The organism is Peptostreptococcus sp. D1, from assembly GCF_900112955.1.
Classification (GTDB): Bacteria; Bacillota; Clostridia; order Peptostreptococcales; family Peptostreptococcaceae; genus Peptostreptococcus.
The window spans coordinates 1-1,493 of sequence record NZ_FONP01000037.1 but is presented as its reverse complement, the minus strand read 5'-3'; the positions used below and the strand labels follow the sequence as shown (position 1 = coordinate 1,493).

Below are 1,493 nucleotides of genomic sequence, written 5' to 3'. Positions count from 1 at the left end.
GAGTGGGAATAGATAATAAAAACGCTAGAATCCTTGATATATAAGGGTTTTAGCGTTTTGTTTTATATGTAGGGAGTTAAAAAGGAGTTATTTATTTTCTGTCTGTTCAAGTGATTTCAATTTGTCCACTACTTCAACCCTTTTATTTGGGTATAGGTGTCCATATGTGTTCCATGTTGTATCTACTTTTTCATGCCCTAACCTATCCGCTATAGTCATAATATTTATATCTAAATTTATTAGCAAACTGGCATGTGAATGTCTAAAATCATGCGTTCTTATTCTTTTCAATTCAGTATCCTTAATATACTTATTCATCAATTTAGCTGGGTATGATCTTGCAAATGTGAAGATTCTATTATCTTTTTCAAGACAATATATTGTTTTCATATAAGATGAAAGTTGATTCATGATTGATTCGGGTAAACCAATGATTCTTTTTCCTTTTTCTGTCTTAGGTTCAGTTATATATGTTATACCGTTAATAACAGATAAAGACTTATTAATAGATATAGTTTGTTCATCAAAATTAATATCTGTTGGTGTGAGTGCTAGCATTTCACCTATTCTCATCCCACTATAATATAATATCTCAAATATAATTTTATCCTCAGGTTTGGTAATATTTGATATGAATATTTTGTATTCGTCATATGTCCAAAAGTTCATTTCATCAGATTTTTTCTTACCTATGCTACCTGCTTTTCGAACCGGATTAGATTGTAATCCATAAAATGAGACTGCATAATTTAGTATGGCGCTCATTTGATTATTTATTGTTTTTGTGAATGTATTAGAGTAACCTTCTTTTAAAATTGCGTTTTGCCATTTTCTAATAAGTAAAGGAGATATATCTTTTACTTTTATGTCTTTAAAAAAGGGTAGTATATGTTTGTCTATTATATTTTTCTTTGTAGACATAGTACTAACCTTTAATCTAGGTGATAAATCATCCATATAATTATTTACTAAATGAATAAATATTATATCTGTTGTAACATCTAAGGAGTTAATAAAATCTGACTCCCATTGTTTTGCTTCCTTTTTGGTTTTAAACCCTTTTTTCTGTTTTCTTTGACTTTCGCCTTTATAGTCTGTATAGTAAATTTGAACTCTCCAAAGTCCAGTAGAATTATCTTTATATACTCCCATTTTTATACACCTACTTTCAATTTTATGTTATAATGTAGGTACAGCAAATAGACTCACTGAGTGAGTTGTTTGTGTACGGTATAAGAAGTAGTGTTCCGCCAAGATTCAGCTACTTCTTATTTTTTTATTTATTAATATATTTTTCTAATTCCTTATCGTAATCTGAGAAATAATTTCTATCTTGTTTTACTCTGTAGCCAACAGCGATAATAGCATCAAGGTTGTAAAATTTTAATGTTCTTGTTATTTTTATTCCACCTTCGTCTTGAACTATTTCCATTTTGGAAACAGTTGATTTTTTATAAAGCTACTTATACCAATATGCCTTAGGTTATGTAAGT

At 28.7% G+C, this 1,493-nt stretch carries 1 protein-coding gene and 1 pseudogene; both read right to left on the bottom strand.

The window, feature by feature from the left end; translation table 11 throughout:
• Nucleotides 1-87: 87 nt before the first annotated feature.
• The gene (locus BM120_RS10650; protein ID WP_091995841.1) at nucleotides 88-1,152 is read right to left on the bottom strand and encodes a tyrosine-type recombinase/integrase; all 1,065 of its coding nucleotides are present in this window, start codon (nucleotides 1,150-1,152) and stop codon (nucleotides 88-90) included.
• 124 nt (nucleotides 1,153-1,276) lie between these two features.
• Nucleotides 1,277-1,435: pseudogene (rhuM, locus tag BM120_RS10645) on the bottom strand (RhuM family protein); the annotation flags it as partial.
• Between the last annotated feature and the right edge of the window lie 58 nt (nucleotides 1,436-1,493).